15 protein-coding genes are annotated in these 17,072 nt (G+C 70.3%); 8 read left to right on the top strand and 7 right to left on the bottom strand.

All coding sequences use genetic code 11. The features are described from left to right. The first annotated feature begins 20 nt into the window (after positions 1-20). The 6 genes from BLT43_RS16220 to BLT43_RS16200 all read left to right on the top strand — a co-directional run bounded on the left by BLT43_RS16220 (position 21) and on the right by BLT43_RS16200 (position 7,515). Entirely contained in the window at positions 21-905 is an 885-nt protein-coding gene (locus BLT43_RS16220) for a LysR family transcriptional regulator (RefSeq protein WP_090114554.1), read from the top strand. A gap of 121 nt (positions 906-1,026) precedes the next feature. Next, entirely contained in the window at positions 1,027-2,487 is a 1,461-nt protein-coding gene (locus BLT43_RS19265; RefSeq protein ID WP_207497626.1) for an aldehyde dehydrogenase family protein, read from the top strand. After that, positions 2,484-3,491 (top strand): membrane dipeptidase, encoded by a 1,008-nt coding sequence (locus tag BLT43_RS16215; protein ID WP_207497617.1) that lies wholly within the window; start codon positions 2,484-2,486, stop codon positions 3,489-3,491. Before BLT43_RS19265 ends, BLT43_RS16215 begins: the two co-directional genes overlap by 4 nt. Positions 3,492-3,539: 48 nt before the next feature. Continuing rightward, the gene (locus tag BLT43_RS16210; RefSeq protein ID WP_090114550.1) at positions 3,540-5,099 is read left to right on the top strand and encodes a BCCT family transporter; all 1,560 of its coding nucleotides are present in this window, start codon (positions 3,540-3,542) and stop codon (positions 5,097-5,099) included. Between the two features lie 71 nt (positions 5,100-5,170). After that, on the top strand, positions 5,171-6,874 hold the full coding sequence (locus BLT43_RS16205) for a hypothetical protein (RefSeq protein ID WP_207497615.1): 1,704 nt from the start codon (positions 5,171-5,173) through the stop codon (positions 6,872-6,874). Beyond that, on the top strand, positions 6,871-7,515 hold the full coding sequence (locus tag BLT43_RS16200) for a DUF3726 domain-containing protein (protein WP_090114548.1): 645 nt from the start codon (positions 6,871-6,873) through the stop codon (positions 7,513-7,515). Before BLT43_RS16205 ends, BLT43_RS16200 begins: the two co-directional genes overlap by 4 nt. Before the next feature lie 115 nt (positions 7,516-7,630). Here BLT43_RS16200 and BLT43_RS16195 read toward each other — a convergent pair whose 3' ends face one another. The 6 genes from BLT43_RS16195 to BLT43_RS16170 all read right to left on the bottom strand — a co-directional run bounded on the left by BLT43_RS16195 (position 7,631) and on the right by BLT43_RS16170 (position 12,240). Beyond that, a complete protein-coding gene (locus BLT43_RS16195) occupies positions 7,631-8,308 on the bottom strand; it encodes an anti-sigma factor (RefSeq protein ID WP_090114546.1) in 678 nt (225 codons plus the stop codon). Continuing rightward, positions 8,305-8,847, bottom strand: coding sequence for a sigma-70 family RNA polymerase sigma factor (locus BLT43_RS16190; RefSeq protein ID WP_090114544.1), 543 nt, complete (start codon positions 8,845-8,847; stop codon positions 8,305-8,307). The genes BLT43_RS16195 and BLT43_RS16190 overlap by 4 nt, the downstream gene beginning before the upstream one ends. Positions 8,848-8,971: 124 nt before the next feature. Further along, the gene (locus tag BLT43_RS16185) at positions 8,972-9,385 is read right to left on the bottom strand and encodes a DUF7282 domain-containing protein (RefSeq protein WP_090114542.1); all 414 of its coding nucleotides are present in this window, start codon (positions 9,383-9,385) and stop codon (positions 8,972-8,974) included. A 406-nt stretch (positions 9,386-9,791) separates the two neighbouring features. Next, on the bottom strand, positions 9,792-10,253 hold the full coding sequence (gene msrB / locus BLT43_RS16180) for a peptide-methionine (R)-S-oxide reductase MsrB (protein ID WP_090114540.1): 462 nt from the start codon (positions 10,251-10,253) through the stop codon (positions 9,792-9,794). Between the two features lie 72 nt (positions 10,254-10,325). Next, on the bottom strand, positions 10,326-10,889 hold the full coding sequence (locus BLT43_RS16175) for a fasciclin domain-containing protein (RefSeq protein WP_090114538.1): 564 nt from the start codon (positions 10,887-10,889) through the stop codon (positions 10,326-10,328). Between the two features lie 436 nt (positions 10,890-11,325). Then, positions 11,326-12,240, bottom strand: coding sequence for a hydrogen peroxide-inducible genes activator (locus tag BLT43_RS16170; protein ID WP_090114536.1), 915 nt, complete (start codon positions 12,238-12,240; stop codon positions 11,326-11,328). 92 nt (positions 12,241-12,332) lie between these two features. Here BLT43_RS16170 and BLT43_RS16165 point away from each other — a divergent pair, with 92 nt between their 5' ends. Together BLT43_RS16165 and fnrL are read left to right on the top strand one after the other, a co-directional pair. After that, complete coding sequence (locus tag BLT43_RS16165; protein WP_090114534.1) at positions 12,333-13,307, top strand: sodium-dependent bicarbonate transport family permease; 975 nt, start codon at positions 12,333-12,335, stop codon at positions 13,305-13,307. 247 nt (positions 13,308-13,554) lie between these two features. Next, positions 13,555-14,283 carry a transcriptional regulator FnrL gene (gene fnrL / locus BLT43_RS16160; RefSeq protein ID WP_090114532.1) on the top strand — a complete coding sequence of 243 codons (729 nt, stop codon included), beginning with the start codon at positions 13,555-13,557 and terminating at the stop codon, positions 14,281-14,283. Positions 14,284-14,317: 34 nt separating this feature from the next. On the opposite strand, the gene BLT43_RS16155 is transcribed toward fnrL, so the two are convergent. Beyond that, positions 14,318-17,005 (bottom strand): cation-translocating P-type ATPase, encoded by a 2,688-nt coding sequence (locus BLT43_RS16155; protein WP_090114530.1) that lies wholly within the window; start codon positions 17,003-17,005, stop codon positions 14,318-14,320. Positions 17,006-17,072: the final 67 nt, after the last annotated feature.

Here is a 17,072-nt window from a genome sequence, read left to right as displayed (position 1 = left end):
CTACTTCAGGGAGTCTGAAGTTGGCCATCAAGATCGAGATGCTGCGCTGCTTCTGCGCGGTGGTGCAGCAGGGCAGCCTGAACGAGGCCGCCAACCAGCTCGGCCGCACTCCATCGGCCGTCTCCATGATGCTCAAGCAGTTCGAGGAGCATGTCGGCGCCGCCCTGTTCGAGACGGCGCGCAAGTCGCGCCTGACGCCACTGGGCGGGATGATCTACGGCGAGGCCCGGCGCGAGATCGAGCATTTCGGCCGCACGGTCGAGGCGATCGAGGGGCTGTCGCGCGCCGAGGCGGGGCAGGTGCGGCTGGCAGTCACGCCCTCGGTGGCGACGGCGATCCTGCCCGCGGTGATCCGGCATTTCCGCCGCGATCATCCGAAGGTGCGCATCGACATGCGCGACATGGACAGCGCCTCGGTGCAGCGCGAACTCGAGAGCGAGCGCGCCGATATCGGCCTCGCGAGCATCGCGGCGGCGCCGGGTTTCGAACGAAAGCTGCTGTTCTCGGACCCGTTCGGCGTGGTCTGCACGCCGGGCGACGCGCTTGCCGCGCGCGGCGACGCCGTCGGCTGGGACGATCTTGCCGGGCGCGACTTCATCGCCAACGGGCTGTGCCGGCTGATCGAGGACGCGGCCTTCGCCCCGATCCTCGACGGCGCGCTGATGTCGGTGCCGAACACCGCCTCGCTGCTGGCGCTGGTGCGCGGCGGCGTCGGTCTGACGCTGCTGCCCCGCCGCGCCGTGCCGCGGGACGACGAGGGGCTCGCCTTCCTGCCGCTCGCCGAAAGCGAGGCGCGCCGGCATCTCTACCTCGTGTCGCAGCCGCGCCGCCTGCTGCCACCGGCGGCCCGCGCCTTCCTGCGGGTGCTCGAGACCGAGACGGCGGATCTGCGCGACGCGGCCTGAATTCAGTTTGGCTGAAGAAAATTCAACCTAATCGCGTTTGATTGAATCCGCCCGCTCGGGCCTACTGTCTCCAGCCACGTCCGGGACGCCCGGTCCAGACAGGAGACAGCAGATGAACGCGATGACCGACCTCAACCGCAACTACATCGCAGGGGCCTGGGTCGCCGGGGTCGGCGAGATCGAGAACCGCAACCCGTCGGACCTGTCCGAGCTCGTCGGCCGCTATGCGCAGGCCAGCGCCGCGCAGCTCGACGAGGCGCTGGCGGCGGCGAAGCGGGCGCAGGCCGTCTGGGCGAGCTATGGCCCCGAGCGGCGGCACGACGTGCTGATGGCCATCGGCACCGAGATGATGTCGCGCGCCGCCGAGCTGGGCGAGCTGCTCTCGCGCGAGGAGGGCAAGCCGCTGGCCGAGGGCAAGGGCGAGATCCACCGCGCGGGCCAGTTCTTCACCTATTACGCCGCCGAATGCCTGCGCCAGATCGGCGACACCGCCGACAGCGTGCGCGCGGGCGTCGAGATCGACGTGCGACGCGAGCCGGTGGGCGTGGTCGCCGTGATCAGCCCGTGGAACTTCCCGACCGCGACCGCGAGCTGGAAGATCGCCCCCGCGCTGGCCTTCGGCAACGCCGTGATCTGGAAGCCCGCCAACCTCACCCCGGCCTCGGCCGTGGCGCTGACCGAGATCATCTCCCGCCAGGACATCCCCGAGGGTCTGTTCAACCTCGTCATGGGGGCGGGCCGCGAGATCGGCCAGGCGCTGGTCGAAAGCCCCGCGCTCGACGCGATCTCCTTCACCGGCTCGGTGCCGGTCGGGCGCGGCATCGCCCGCGCGGCGGTCGAGAACTTCACCAAGATCCAGATGGAGATGGGCTCGAAGAACGCGCTGGCGGTGATGGACGACGCCGATCTCGACCTCGCCGTCAGCCTCGCGCTCGGCGGCGCCTTCGGCGGCACGGGGCAGAAATGCACCGCCTCCTCGCGGCTGGTCGTGCACGCGGCCGTGCACGACGAGTTCGTGAGAAAGCTGGTCGCCGGCGCCAAGGCGCTGAAGGTCGGCCACGCGCTCGAGGCGGGCACGCAGATCGGCCCGGTGGTGAGCGAGGCGCAGCTGCAGGCCAATCTCGACTACGTCGCGCTGGGCCTATCCGAAGGCGCGACGCTCGAATGCGGCGGCGAACGCCTCAGCCTCGCGACCGAGGGCTACTACATGTCGCCCGTCGTCTTCACCGGCACGACCAACGACATGCGGATCAACCGCGAGGAAATGTTCGCCCCCATCGCCTGCGTCATCAAGGTCAACTCCTATGCCGAGGCGCTGGAGGTGGTGAACGACACCGAGTTCGGATTGACCTCCGGCATCGTCACCCGCTCCATCGCGCGGGCCACGCATTTCCGCCGCAACGCCCGCACCGGCTGCGTGATGGTCAACCTGCCCACCGCCGGGACCGACTACCACGTCCCCTTCGGCGGGCGGGGCAATTCCTCCTACGGCCCGCGCGAGCAGGGCGCCTACGCGGCCGAGTTCTACACCACGGTCAAGACCGCCTACATCGCGGCCGGCACGCCGGAGGAGTTGAAGTGAGCCACCGGATCGACGGCCTGCAATACGCCAACTGGTCGGAGAAGATCTTCCGCCAGATGCGCGCGGGCGGCGTGGACGCGGTCCATGTCACCATCGCCTATCACGAGAACTTCCGCGAGACCGTGCTCAACATCGAGGCCTGGAACCGCCGCTTCGAGGCGTTCCCCGATCTGATCTTCCAGGGCCGGACCGGCGACGACGTGCGCCGCGCGAAGGCCGAGGGGCGCACCGCGATCTTCTTCGGCTTCCAGAACCCCAGCCCCATCGAGGATGATATCGGCCTGGTCGAGATCGTCCACACGCTGGGCGCGCGCTTCATGCAGCTGAGCTACAACAACCAGTCGCTTCTGGCGACGGGCTGCTACGAGGCCGAGGATCCGGGCCTCACCCGCATGGGCCGCGAGGTGATCGGGGAGATGAACCGCGTCGGGCTGGTGGTCGACATGAGCCATTCGGCCGAGCGCTCGACGCTGGAGGCAATCGAGCACTCCGCGCGCCCCATCGCCGTCACCCACGCCAACCCGGCCTTCTGGGCCCCGGCGCGGCGCAACAAGAGCGATGCGGTGATCCGGGCGCTGGCCGAGACCGGCGGCATGCTCGGCTTCTCGCTCTACCCGCATCACCTCAGGGACAAGTCGGACTGCACGCTGGAGAGCTTCTGCGAGATGATCGCGCGCACCGCCGACATGGTGGGGCCGCACTGCCTCGGGATCGGTTCGGACCTGTGCCAGGACCACCCCGACAGCGTGGTCGACTGGATGCGCATGGGCCGCTGGACCAAGCGGGTCGATTACGGCGAGGGCTCGGCCGCCGCGCCCGGCTTTCCCGACATGCCGGCCTGGTTCGAGGACAACCGGCATTTCCCGAACATCGAGGCGGGCCTGCGGGCCGTGGGCTTCGATGCGGCGGAGGTGGCCGCGATCATGGGTGAGAACTGGCTGCGCTTCTTCGACACGAGTTTCGGCGCCGCGGGGGAGGCGGGGCTGAGGGCGGCGGCGGAATAGCGCCGCCGGACCAGAACGGACCTGCGAAATTCCTTCAGGGAGGATGGAATGACGGACCAGACCCAGAGCCCGGCCGCGGCGGCGACGCCCGGCCCCGGCCATATCAACAAGCCGCTCTTCGCGATCACCGGCGGCTTCATCGCCGTCTTCTGCCTGATCGCGCTTCTCGACCTCGAGCTTCTGTCCTCGATCGTGGATGCGAGCTTCGCCTTCTCGGCCAGGTATTTCGGCCTCTACTGGCAGGTCCTGCTGCTGGCGACCTTCCTGATCGGCCTCGTCCTGATCGTGCTGCCCGGCGGGCGGGCTATCATGGGTGGCCTCGCGCGGCCCGAATTCTCGGTGTTCCAGTGGGGCGCGATGATCATGTGCACGCTGCTGGCCGGCGGCGGCGTGTTCTGGGCGGCGGGCGAGCCGATGGCGCATTTCCTGTCCTCGCCGCCGCTGTTCGGCGCCGAGGCCGGCACGGCGGAGGCCGTGGCCCCGGCGCTGGCGCAGAGCTTCATGCATTGGGGCTTCCTGGCCTGGGCGATCCTCGGCGCGCTCTCGACCGTGATGCTGATGCATTACCACTACGACAAGGGCCTGCCGCTGGCGCCGCGCACGCTGCTCTACCCGCTGTTCGGGGACCGAGCGATCCGCGGGCCGATCGGGCTCGTCGCCGACGCGTCCTGCATCATCGCCGTGGTCGCCGGGACCGTCGGACCGATCGGCTTTCTCGGCCTGCAGGTCAGCTACGGCCTCAACGCCCTGTTCGGCATCGCCGACGGCTTCTTCACGCAGGCCACGGTGATCGCCGGGCTGGTCACGCTCTACACGCTGTCGGCGATCTCGGGCCTGACCCGCGGCATCCAGCTCCTGAGCAAGATCAACGTGATCCTCGCCGGTGCGCTGCTGCTGTTCATGCTGGTCTTCGGCCCGACCGTCTTCATCTTCCAGAGCTACTTCGCGGGCTTCGCCGACTACATCGGCAACTTCTTCGGCATGGCGCTCCACCGCGGCGAGGCCGGGCTGTTCGGCGAGCCGGGCTGGCTCGGCTGGTGGACGGTGTTCTTCTGGGGCTGGTTCATGGGCTACGGGCCGCTGATGGCGATGTTCATCGCCCGGATCTCGCGCGGCCGCTCGATCCGCTCGATCGTGATCATGCTGTCGCTGGTCGCCCCCGTCATCACCACCTTCTGGTTCACCATCATCGGCGGCTCGGGCATCGCCTTCGAACTGGCCGAGACCGGCTCCGTCTCGACCGCCTTCGAGGGGTTCAACCTGCCCGCCGCGCTGCTGGCGATCACCCAGCAGCTGCCGATGGGCTTCATCGTCTCGCTGCTGTTTCTGGTGCTGACGACGATCTTCGTGGCCACGACGGGCGACTCGATGACCTACGTGATCTCGGTCGCCATGTCGGACGAGGACCGCTCCTCGATGCCGGTGCGGGTGTTCTGGGGCATCGGCATGGGGCTGATGGCGATCATCCTGATCTCGCTCGGCGCGGGCGGCGTCGGCAAGCTGCAGAGCTTCATCGTGGTGACGGCGGTGCCGGTCTCGCTGGTGCTGCTGCCCTCGCTCTGGGACGCGCTCAGGATCACCGTCGCCAAGGGTCGCGAACGCGGCTGATCCGGTCGCCGGGCGGCCCGCGCCGGGCCGCCCGCACCGATACGTGGTAACATGCGAAGAGGAGGCGCGTGATGAAACTCGACCAGCTGAGCCCCGACCACGTGGCGCTGCGTCGGCCCGAGACGGTGATGCGGCTGGCGCGGATGGGCTCGTTCCACCAGTCGCGGCTGTCCTTCATGCGGGTGCTGCTGCGGCGGCTGAAATCCGAGAACTGGCGCTTCGAGCGCCGCGCCTTCGAGATCGACGCGCGGGGCGTGGGGCACGCCGTCTACACCATGCACGGCCCCGCGCGCAGCTACAGCCTCGTGGCCTTCGCCCAGGACCTCGCCCCCGAGCAGCGCTCGGACCGGGTCATCGCCACCGCCTGGGACGCCACCTTCACCCTGTTCGACGGGCTGCCCTCGGCCGCCGACATCGCGCGGCTGTCGCGCAACGTGCCCCTGCAGGAGGCCGGCCGCGTCACCGCGCGCGAGCTGACCGTGTCCCGCGCCAACCGCTCGGTGCGGCTGTTCGACCACGTGGTCGACTGCCTGAGTCGGGGCGAACAGCCCGAGGCGGGCCGGGTCGACGAGGTGGGCTACCTGATGCGCACCACCGCCGTCTACGGCTCCGGCAAGCTCGGCGCCGCCGATCGCGAGAGCATCTGCGACCGGCCCGAATTCGCGGCGCCGTTCCAGGCCGAGATGCTGACCGTGTTCCTGATCCGGGGCTTCGTGCTGGACCTCGTCGAGCATCTCGCCGCCCTGAGGGGCGGCGACCGCGCGGTCGCGCTCGACCCGTCACTGCGCCGCCGCATCGGGATCGGCAACTCCACCGGTCTCGGCATGGCGCCTTTCCTGCTCAACCACCCGATCCTGCTCAACAACTGGATCGAGGCGCGCGAGACGGCGCTGGCCCGGATCCGGGCGCTGCCCGCGATCTCGCCCGCCGAGGCGGCCGCCTTCCGGGTCATGCTGCGCCGGGGCCGACGCAACATCGACGACTGGCATTCCGAGCACCCGATCCAGCGCGACAAGATCTCGGGGTTGAAGGCCGATCTCGACCGGCTCGACGCGCATGTCGAAAGCGGGGCGCTCGAGGGCGCGTCGCCCTGGGACCGCCTCTACCTCTGGTCCGAGACCGCCTTGGGCCTCGAGGGGCAGGAGCTTCTCGTGGCGCTGATGATGGAGCCCTACGGCGCGCTGGTCGACGATCTGCCGATGCGCATGAGCGCGGATGAAAGCGCGGGCTTCCGGATCGATGGCGGCATGAGCGTGGCGCGGCTGCGCGACATCCTCGAGCGCGACTACGCCTGGGTGCTCGGGATCGACTGGAACAGCCCCGAAGCGCAGGCCCGCGCCTGGTACGTCTCGGCCGAGAAGCTCGAGCCGCGCCTCGGCGAGCGCCATCTGGAGCCGGTCGCGGCCTACGAGCAGCCGCTTGCGCCGGGGCGCGACGCGGCGCTGCTGTTCGCGGCGCTCGGGCGGGAGGCCAGCGACGCGAGGGTCGCGGATTTCCTGCTGCGCCACCCCGAGCATCGGCACATCCTGCGCCGGGTGCAGATCGCGGCGCGCCATCCCTATGCCGAGATCCGCGACAACACCGTGGGCGCCGAGGTCCTGCCCATCGATCTGTTGCGCGCGAAGCTGTCCTTCTTCGGCGCCTGCCACTTCGACCCCCGCTCCGATCGCTGGGTGCGGATCAACATGTTCCGCAACGCGCCGTTCCCGCACGAGCTGGCCGAGATGGAATTCGCGGGCTGGACCTATCCCGCGCTGCCGGAGGCGCTGTCATGATCTGTTCGCTCAACGAGATCGAGGCGCTCGCCCGCAAGGCGGCGCGCGGCGCCGGCATGAGCTGGGGCCTGGCCGAAGAGGCGGGCAAGGCGGTGCGCTGGCTCAGCGACCACGGGTTTCCCGGCCCGGACCTTCTCGCCGAACTTCTGCGCCGAAACGACGGCAAGCCCTATTCCGATCTTGCGCCGCGGCAGCTCGACGGGGTCTGGCGCGCCCGGCGCGGCCCGCTCTGTCCGATCGTCGCGGGCGCGCTGATCTGCGACCGGGCCGACGAGCTGGGGCAGGGGGCGACACTGCGCCTGGGAGAGATCGCGGTGCCGCTCCTGCTGGCCCCGTTCGCATACGAGGCCGCCCGCACCGCCGGGATGACCGTGGCACTGGAATGGCAGGGCGTATCGCTCGTTCTGGGCGGTGCCGCCCCGAGACTTGCGGGCGACGAGACGGCGCTGGTCGTGGCGGACGCGGGATCGGTGGCGTTGTTTCCGGCCGATGACCGGGCGACCGCGTCGGTGCGGACCAGCGCGGGTCGTCAGGTGTCCGCCGAGACCATGCGCGCACTGGAAGGCTTCGCGACGCGCACCTACGCCCCCGCCACCGAGGCCAGCCGTGCCGGGGCGGGCGCCGGTCGGGAGGGCGACTGACGGCGGCCGTCCTTCGCTGCCCGTCCTCGAAGGTTTCGCAGGGCCGGGCAACGGTCCTCGAACCCCTGCACTCGGGCCGTCGCGGAGCAGTGGCTGACAGGCCGCTCGGGGCCGGTCAAAGGGAGGCGAGACGCGCGGTCGCCACCACGGCCCCCGTCGGCGCGCCGGTCGGGGATCCGCCCGGCGGCTCCTCCGACACGGCAAGCACCCCGGTCGGCACGCTCGGGGCGAGGGCCGCGGGCAGGGCAAGTCGCGTGGTCCGCCCGGCTTCCAGAACGCCGAGGGACACCGGCGCCTCCGCCCCTTCGGCAATCAGCCAAAGTTCGAAGACGTGACCTTCGGGTGGCCTGCCCGAACGCTGTTCGACGACGATCTCCTGCGTGTCGGCCGCGACGCCCGCGACAAGCACGACCGCGCCGTCTTCGCTCACGAGTTCTGCCGTCAGCCGGGGCTGGCCCGACGGCTCGAACAGGCCGCCGCCGAAGATCAGGATCGCGGCGAGGCCCGCGGCGGCGAGCCCGCCGAGAAGCATCGCCCAGAACCCGGGCCGCCGCGCGCTTGAGGGCGAGACCGCCTTGAGGACGCCCGCCTTGACGCGTGGCGGCGGCGCGATCTCCTCGACCTCGTCCGCCATCCCGGCGAACTGCGCTTCCCAGTCCAGGACGAGATCGCGAAGTGCGGGCTCGTCCTTCAGGCGGGCCTCGAACGCAGCCCGGTCCTCTTCGCTCAGAAGACGCAGGACGTACTCTGCCGCGAGGGCCTCGTCGTCGTTTCTGTCTTCCGCGTCGCTCATCGGGTCAGGCAATCCTTCAGTTTCAGCAGGCTGCGCCGCAGCCACGTCCGCATGGTGTTCAGCGGGACATCGAAGCGATGCGCGAGATCGGCATAGGTCTCGCCCTCGAGATAGGCGCGCCGCACGGCCTCGGCCCGGTCGGTGTCGAGCGTCTCGAGACAGGCCTTGATGGCCGCCCGTTCGGAGCTTGCGAGCGCGGCCTCTTCCGGTCCGGGCCGGTCATCGCGGATCTCGGCGGCTTCATCCATCTGCCCGCGCGGCTGCCTGCGTGACCGCAGCCTGTCGATGGCGAGGTTGCGGGCCACCGTGATCAGCCACGTCATCGGGCTGTGGCCGGTGACCGCGTATCTGTCGGCCTTGCGCCAGACCCGGATATAGACCTCCTGCAACGCGTCCTCGGCCTCGGCCCTGTCCTTCAGGACACGCAGGCAGACGCCGAAGAGTTTCGCGCTGGTCGCATCGTAGAGATCGGAGAACGCGGACGTGTCGCGCAATGCGACGCGCGCGATCATTGCCTCGATATCCGCGGGTGTTGTCATCGCGCCAGCAGAACCTGCGCCCGGATGGCGTGTCAACTCCGGGGCCGACACACGCCATGAAGGGACCGCGCCCCTGTGCTCTCGGGCCAGCGGCGCGGTCGCCATTGGTGAAGACGGCGCGGCGCTACTGCGCGGTGATCACGTTCATCACCAGCTCGCCATCGACACGGACGGGGCCGTCTTCCTTGGCGCCGAGCGTGTACTCGAAGATGCCGGTCGCGACGCCGCCGTCCTCGGCATGCACCATGAGCATCAACATGTCTCCGGGCGCGACCGGCTCGGTCAGGATGGCCGCGACGTCGAGGTTTTCCCCCTCGCGGAGCGGCGCGTGCCCGACCACCACACCGGGCGCCATCTCGGCATCGGTGCGGTGGACGACCAGCCAGCCGTTCTCGCCGGCAACGACCGTGTCGGCGCTCACGGTCCCACCCGCGACGGATTGGTCTTCGGCCTCGATCATGGGCGCCATCGCATGACCTGCGGCCAGCGCCGCCGAGGCCGTCATCGCAAGACATGTGGCGAGGATCACTGTTTTCATCGTCTCGTCCTTTCCGATTGCAGATCCCGTCGTTCGGATCGGAAGAAGCCACGAGACGCGCGCCGCCGGAGTTTCAGAACGGCCCTCTTTTTCGTGGCGCGTGTCCGGGTGGGGGTGAAGGGCACGCACGCCATGTCGCGGGTGCCGATCGAGATCGGGGTGAAGGAGCGATGTGGCGGGGCGGTATCTCGCCAAGGCGATGGCGGCCCAGACGCGCTTATCTCCGGCCAAGTGAATGAGGCCCGCCATAAACCTGAAACCCATGGCGGGCCTGACCAGTCGGACCTGTGCGCGGCAGGCAGTGCTCGGCCGTCACCCGGAGGCACGGCCGGCTGCGCAGTCCCTCAAAAGAAAGAGTAGAGCGATCAGCCCAGAGCCGACATGGACCCGCCCGACATCGCCGCGATCATGCAGGCTTGAAGACGAGGCTGACCCCGTTGAGACAATGCCGCTTGCCCGTGGGCTGCGGCCCGTCGTCGAAGACATGCCCCAGATGGCTGCCGCAGCGGCGGCAATGGACCTCGGTTCGGGTCACGAACAGGCTCCTGTCCGGGCGCGTCCCGATCGCGCCGGGCAGGCTTTCCCAGAAGCTCGGCCATCCCGTGCCGCTGTCGTATTTCGCATCGGACGAATAGAGCGGCAGATCACAGCCGCGGCAGTGATAGGTGCCGGCCCGTGTCTCGGCATCGAGGGGGCTGCTGCCGGGGCGTTCGGTCGCGTGCTTTCGCATCACCCGGTATTCGGCATCGCTCAGACGCGCCCGCCATTCGGCCTCGCTGCGCGTGATCTCGAATTCACCCGTGGCCGCCGCCGCGCGGAGCGGGAGGAATGCGGCGGCACCGGACAACAGGAATGTTCTGCGTTTCATGGCGAGGACCTCTCCCGTATCGGGTCGTCGCCGGCGGCGACGACCCCGTGTTCACTCTCCAGGCGCTGCAGATTACTGCGGCAGCAGCACCGTGTCGACGACATGGATGACGCCGTTCGACTGGTTCACGTCGGCGATCGTCACGCGACCGGCATTGCCGCTTTCGTCGTAGATGTAGACGTTGCCGCCGCGCACCTGCGCCGAAAGCGCGTCGCCCGACACCGCGTTGAAATGGTAGAAGCCATCGCTCGACGCGCGCGCCTGCTTCATGATCTCGGCGGCCGAGATGTCGCCGGCCACCACATGCGCGGTCAGGACCTTGGTCAGCATGCCCTTGTTCTCCGGCTGCAGCAGCGTCTCGACCGTCCCGTCGGGCAGCATCTCGAAGGCCGCGTTGACGGGGGCGAATACCGTGAACGGGCCGTCCGACTGCAGCGTCTCCACGAGGTCCGCGGCCTGAACCGCGGCCACGAGCGTCGTGTGATCGGCGGAATTGACCGCGTTCTCGACGATGTTCATTTCCGGGAACATCGCGGCGCCGCCGACCATCGGGTTGCCGGTCTCGGCGTGGCTTTCGGCATGCGCGGCACCCGCGGCGAGCAGGGCGATGGCGGCAAGTGTCTTGGACAGTGTCATTCTCTCGTTCCTTCCTGTGCGGCGGTGTGTTCCTGCCGCCAATGCCCAAGACACGGACCGGCGCACGAAAGAGTTTCAGGGAATTTTTGGAGCGTCGGATTGCAGTGAAGGTCGACGGAAACGCGGAAGATTTTCCACGGTGGGCCGACCGTCCTGGGGGAGGCTCGGACTCTCCGATCGGGATGTAGACGGCGGTCCAGCGCATTCGGGTGACGCTGTCGAGCATTGCACCCTTGGCAGAAGCCCTGGGCGGGAACGCCCTGGCCAAACATCTTGAACCTCGGATGACAGGGCGCGACTGAACGGACCCCGAGGCGGCAGGCCCTCGGGTGTCGCGGTCAGGTTCGAGAGGCCCGATGCCGGAGCTGCCTCATCTCGACAAACCGGCGCGCGCGCCACGAGGCCGGGCATCGCGCTCCGTGAAACTTCCAAGCCCCTACGGTTCGGACACCGCCAGATCGAGCGACCTCGCGGCGTCCCGGATGGCGCCGATCAGGTGGTCGTGGCTGTCGTCGGCGGGCTGGTCCCTCGGGAACAGCAGGCTGATGCCGCGGTTCGCATCCGGCATGACCAGCGGCCTGACGACGACCTCCTTGCGGTGGACCGCCTGGCGGCGGGCGAAGAGATCGGGCAGCACCGCGACACCGGCGCCGGTGGCGGCCATCAGCAGGATGGAATCGAGGCTCGTGCCCTCGTAGTCGTCCGACACGATGCCGCCGCTGAGGCCCGCGAGGCCGTAGACGATCCGCGCCAGCCGATGCCCGGTGTCGAGCGTCAGCAGGCGCTGGCCGGCCAGGTCGGCGGCGCCGACGCACTCGAGCGCGGCGATCGGGTGATCCGTCGTCACCGCCACCCAGAGCGCCTCGGTGAACAGCGGGTGCTGCCAGGTGTTCGGGTGATCCTCCGGCGTCGAGATGATGGCGTCGAAGCGCCCGTTGCGGATGCCCTCGTCGAGGCTCAGGGTGTTCTCCTCGCGCACGACGACGCGCAGATCGGGCTGGTCGCGGTGCAGCGAGTGCATCACCTGCGGCAGAAGGTAGGGCCCGATCGACGGCAGCACCCCGAGCCGCAGCCGCCCGCCGAAGGGCAGGGCGGAGGTCAGGACGCTGCGCAGGTTCTCGACCTCGGCCAAGATGCGCCGCGCCCGGTGGACGCATTCGAGCCCCTTCGCCGTCGCCTGCGTGCCGCCGCGCCCGCGCTGGAACAGCCGCACGCCGAGATCGGCCTCCACCGCCGCGACCTGGCTCGAAAGGCTGGGCTGGCTGACATGCAGCGTGTCCGCGGCCAGGCTGAAGCTGCCGAGCTGGTGCACCGCGACGATGTATTCCAGCTGGCGAAGGGTCGGCCTCATCCATAGCTCCAGGCTATATATAATGCTGTTACAAAGTATTTAAGCTATGCGGATTTCTGCGGCAATGGGGGCGAAACCGAAAGGAGCTCGCCTTGTCCGCCGTCCTCGACACCCTCACGGGCAACCTCATGGTGCCCACCATCCTGTTCTTCGTGCTCGGCCTGATGGCCGCCTTCGTGCGCAGCGACCTGTCCATTCCCGAGGGCGCGGCGAAGTTCATGTCGCTCTACCTGCTTCTGGCGATCGGCTTCAAAGGCGGCCATAGCCTGGCCGAGCACGGCCTGCGCAGCGAGCTGCTGGTCGCGATCCTGGCCGGGCTGCTCCTGTCCTTCCTGATCCCCTTCCTCGCCTTCGTGCTGCTGCGGGTCATGGCCCGGCTCGACGCGATGAACGCCGCGGCGGTGGCCGGGCATTACGGGTCGATCTCGATCGTGACCTTCGTCGCCGCCACCAGCCTGCTCGAACTGTCGGGCGTGGCGTTCGACGGCTACATGGTCGCGGTGGCGGCCAGCATGGAGGTGCCGGCGATCCTCTCGGCGCTGTGGATCGCGCATCGGTATTCCGGCGACAGGGAGGCCACCGGCAGCGTGCCGGCCCGCGAGCTCTTCGCCAACGGCTCGGTGCTGCTGCTCACCGGCGCCTTTGTGATCGGCGCGGTCACGCAGGACAAGGGCATGGAGATGATCGCCCCCTTCGTCGTCACGCCCTTCGTCGGCATCCTCTGCCTGTTCCTGCTCGACATGGGGATCTCGGCGGGCCGGAGCCTGTCGGCCAACCGGCACATGCTGAACCCCGGCCTGTTCTCCTTCGGGCTGGTGATGCCGCTCACCGGCGCGCTGCTGGGCTGGGCGGCCGGGTCGGCGATCGGGCTGCAGACCGGAAGCCTGTTCCTGCTGATGGTGCTGGCCGCCTCTGCCTCCTACATCGCGGTCCCGGCCGCGATGCGCATCGCGCTGCCCAAGGCCGAATCCGGGATCTACCTGACGCTGTCGCTGGGCGTGACCTTCCCCTTCAACATCACGGTGGGCCTGCCGCTCTACCTCTGGCTGGCCGGCTTCGGGGCGTGATCTCCGCGCCTTGGCCGGCCGACATCGGATGTCTCGTGATCGGCCCGGATGCGGCGGCGCGTTCGGGCCGGGCCTGGCCGGCGAGCGTGAAGGGCATCGGGCCATGTCGCAGGGCTTCGGCCTGAGCCGCCGCTGACCCTTTTTCCGCTCGTTTCATTCTGCAGGCCGGGCGTGATGACGCCCGGCCTGCATTTGCCTTCGGGTGGATGCCGGTTCGTGCTAGCGTCTGTGGCAGGGAGACGTTGCCATGGCCCGGGATCCGCTCAGCCCGCGTTGCGCCGATTGCGGCATCCGCCACCGGGCGGTGTGCTCGCGCTGCGACGCGGCCGAGCTGGCGCGGCTCGAACAGGTCAAGTTCTACCGCAGCTACGAGGCCGGGCAGCGCGTCGTCTGGGCCGGCGACGAGATGGCCTTCGTGGGTTCGGTCGTGACCGGCGTCGCCACGCTGTCGCACAGCCTCGAGGACGGGCGCGTGCAGGTGGTGGGGCTGCTGATGCCCTCGGATTTCGTCGGCCGGCCGGGGCGCGAGACCGCGCCCTTCGACGTCACGGCGGCGAGCGCGCTAACGCTGTGCTGCTTTCGCCGCGCGCCGTTCGAGCGGTTGATGGCCGAGATGCCGCATGTCTCCGAGCGGCTCCTCGAGATGACGCTGGACGAGCTCGACGCGGCGCGCGACTGGGCGGTGGTGCTCGGCCGCAAGTCCGCGCGCGAACGGGTGGCGAGCTTTCTCGCCTCGGTGGCGCGGCGCGAGGCGAAGCTCGAACTGGTGCCGCCGCCGCGGCCGCAGCGGCTTGCCCTGCCGCTGACCCGCGAGGCGATGGCCGACCATCTCGGGCTGACGCTGGAGACGGTGAGCCGACAGCTCGGCGCGCTGGCCCGGGCCGGGGCGATCGCGCTCGACGCGAAGCGGCGGATCTCGATCCTCGACCCCGCCCGGCTCGCCGCCGAGACCGGGGACGACGCGACGGCCGCCTGAGCGGGGCCGAGCAGAGGCCGGCGCAGGATCGGGTTCATGCGACCGGGACGGTGCGGCCGCGGCGGCGCAGCAGCTTCTCGGCCTCGAGCACCACCAGAAGCACCACCCCTATCCCGAGCACCACGGCCCCGTCGGCCAGCGACACCGGCCGGCTGCCGAACACCGCCTGCAGCGGCGGGGCGAAGGTGAAGAGGAGCTGCGCGACCACCGCCAGCGCCACGCCGAACCAGACGGCGCGGGTGCCGAGCAGCCCGGTCCGGGTGACGGAGGTCATGTGCAGGTAGCGCACCGAGAAGAGGTAGAAGATCTCCATCACCACCAGCAGGTCGACGGCCAGCGTCCGCGCATAGGCGAGATCCGCGCCGCGCGCCGCGACCCAGGCCGAAAGCCCGAACACCGCGAGGCCGAACAGCACCGAGACCAGCGCCACGCGCCAGATCATCTCGCCGTCGAGCAGCGCGGCGCCGGGGCGGCGCGGCGGGCGCTGCATCACGCCCTGCTCGGGCGGCTCGAAGGCCAGCGTCAGCCCCAGCGCCACGGCGGTCACCATGTTGATCCACAGGATCTGCACTGGCGTGATCGGCAGCGGCAGGCCGATCAGGATGGCGAGGATGATCACCAGCGCTTCGCCGCCATTGGTCGGCAGGTTCCAGGCGATCACCTTGCGGATGTTGTCGTGGATGGTCCGGCCCTCGCGCACGGCGGCGACGATCGAGGCGAAGTTGTCGTCGGTGAGCACGACGCGCGCCGCCTGCTTGGCGGCCTCGGTGCCCTTGATGCCCATGGCGATCCCGGCATCGGCGCGCTTGAGCGCGGGCGCGTCGTTCACGCCGTCGCCGGTCATCGCCACGACATGCCCCTCGGCCTGCAGCGCCTCGACCAGCCGCAGCTTGTGCTCGGGCGCGGCGCGGGCGAAGACGCTGGTCTCGCGCGCCATGCGGCGCAGCTCGGCCTCGCTCGCCGCCGCGATCTCGCCCCCCGTGAGCGCGCCGCCCTGCGTGTCGAGGCCCAGCTCGGCCGCCACCGCCAGCGCGGTGAGGGCATGGTCCCCGGTGATCATCTTCACCGCGACGCCGGCGCGGCGGCAATCGGCCGCCGCCGCGATCGCCTCGGGCCGGGCCGGGTCGATGAACCCGGCAAGACCGAGCAGCGTCAGCCCGGCGATGTCGGCATGGCCGATCCCGTCCGGCCCCTCGAGAGGTTTCGCGGCGAAAGCCAGCACGCGATGGCCGCTGGCGGCGAGCGCCTCGATCCGCGCGGCCCAGGCCGCGCGATCGATCGGCACCGGGCCGTCGGGGCCGGATTGCCGCGTGCAGTGCGGCAGCAGCCGGTCCGGCGCGCCCTTGACGTGAAGCGTCGTGCCGCCCGGGCCCTCGGTCGCCACGGCCATGTAGCTCCACGCGGCGTCGAAGGGGATCTCGTGCCGGCGGCGATGCGCGGCGCGCTCGGTCTCGGCGTCGAGCCCGGCCTTGGCCGCGAGCGCCAGCAGCGCGCCCTCCATCGGGTCGCCCTCGACATGCCAGGCGCTGCCGTCCGCGCGCAGATGGGCGTCGTTGCACAGCAGCCCGGTCCGCGCCAGCGCCGCGACGGCGCTGCGGTCGCCGGTCACCGTGCCGTGCGGCGCGTAGCCCTCGCCGCCGATCTCCGCGGCCGGTCGGTCCGGGGCGGTCACGACCTGTCGCACGACCATCTCGTTCAGCGTCAGCGTGCCGGTCTTGTCGGTGCAGATCACCGTCACCGCGCCCAGCGTCTCGACCGCCGGCAGCCGCCGCACGATCGCCCGCCGCGCCGCCATGCGCTGCACGCCCAGCGCCAGCGCGATGGTGATCACCGCCGGCAGCCCCTCGGGGATCGCGGCGACCGCCATGCCGACCATCGCGAGGAAGGCCTCGTCCCATTCGTAGCCGCCGGGCCCGACCGCGTAGCCGAAGACCAGCAGGCAGACGGCGAGGATCACCGTCGTCAAACGCCGCGCGAAGCGGTCGATCTGGCGCAGAAGCGGCGTCGCCGTGGTCTCGACCGCGCCGAGCAGGGCGCCGATCCGCCCGATCCGGCTGCCCGGGCCGGTGGCGACGACCACGCCGGTGCCGCGCCCGGCGGCGACCAGCGTGCCCGAGAAGGCCATGGAGCGGCGGTCGCCAAGCGGGGCGTCGGGCGGGACTGGGTCGGTGTGCTTGTCGATGGCGGCCGACTCGCCGGTCAGCGCGGCCTCCTGCGTCCGCAGCCCGCGCGCCTCGATCAGCCGCAGATCGGCCGGCACCCGGTCGCCGGGCTCGAGCAGCACGATGTCGCCCGGCACCAGATCGGCGGCCGCTATGCTGTCGCGCCGGCCGTCTCGGCGCACCGAGGCCGTGTCGGACAGCAGCCGCCGCACCCCGGCCAGAGCGTTCTCGGCGCGGCCTTCCTGCCAGAGGCCGATCGCCGCGTTGAGCACCACCACGGCGAGGATGACGCCCGAGTCGGTCCAATGGCCGAGCAACGCGGTGACCGCGCCCGCCGCGATCAGCACGAGGATCAGAAGGTTCTCGAACTGGCCGCGGAGCCGGGCGAGCAGGCCGCGGCCGGGGGCCTCGGGCAGGCGGTTCGGACCGTGCCGCCGCAGCCGCGCTGCCGCCTCGCCCGATGACAGCCCCTCCGGCCCGACACCGGCCCGCGCCAGGGCCTGCCCGGCGTCCAATGCATGCCATGGCGCCGTGCCGTTCGCCGCGTCCTTCAAGCGCACGTCATGCCCGGTGGGTGCCAATGGCCGCGCGCTTCCGGCGCGGCCATGGGCGTGATCGCGGCGGCGC

Source organism: Limimaricola pyoseonensis, assembly GCF_900102015.1.
GTDB classification, from domain to species: domain Bacteria; phylum Pseudomonadota; class Alphaproteobacteria; order Rhodobacterales; family Rhodobacteraceae; genus Limimaricola; species Limimaricola pyoseonensis.
The sequence above is the reverse complement of the archived record's forward strand: the minus strand, read 5'-3'. Positions and strand labels throughout refer to the sequence as shown.